This is a genomic window from Chryseobacterium sp. SIMBA_028 (genome assembly GCF_046535285.1).
Taxonomy (GTDB): domain Bacteria; phylum Bacteroidota; class Bacteroidia; order Flavobacteriales; family Weeksellaceae; genus Chryseobacterium.
This window is the reverse complement of sequence record NZ_JAWRWZ010000048.1, coordinates 1-576: the sequence shown is the minus strand read 5'-3', so window position 1 is coordinate 576 and position 576 is coordinate 1. Positions and strand designations below refer to the sequence as shown.

The window sequence follows — 576 nt, the reverse complement described above, 5'->3', positions numbered from 1 at the left end:
GTATCCGCTCCAACAGAGGCAGAATATTCAACATCGGCAGTCCCTGGCTCTGATGACAGGGAAGGGTTAACATAAAGCTTTACGGCATCATTGGTAGCTCCTGCCACAACCTCATATTTTAAAACCACCATTATATCACTATTGAATGGCCTTACCGTACTTTCATACACAGGAGTTCCTCCGGAACCCCTCAGGACTCCAAAGCTGAAGCCTGTACCATTTGACTTAACAAATAGCTTCGCCCCCACTGTACCCGCAGGGACAGTACTCGTTCCAATGGAGTAAAAGAAATCTCCTACGGCATTGGCCGCTGAAACGTTCACGATAAGTGAAGAGTATACAGGAGCTGTAGTGGTGGTAAAGGCACGATAGACATCCTGTCCGTTATTGGCCAATGGGACCTTGTTGCCCATTCCATTACCAATGGATCCTGCCGAGGCAAGATTACCACTGGAAACGGTAATATTATTGGTCCCGGTTCCTGCAAGTGCTGTCCACGTGTTAGCCGTGAGCAAGCTGCCGGGGGGATAATTGAAGCTCTCTGTCAATAAGGTCTGTGCCTTTATCTGGGAAAAC

Annotated in this window: 1 protein-coding gene; it reads right to left on the bottom strand. The window is 48.3% G+C overall.

Features of this window, described 5'->3' with window-relative positions; translation table 11 throughout:
• Positions 1 to 576: hypothetical protein (locus SCA31_RS22465; protein WP_410699275.1), on the bottom strand; the 576-nt coding region annotated here is incomplete at both ends.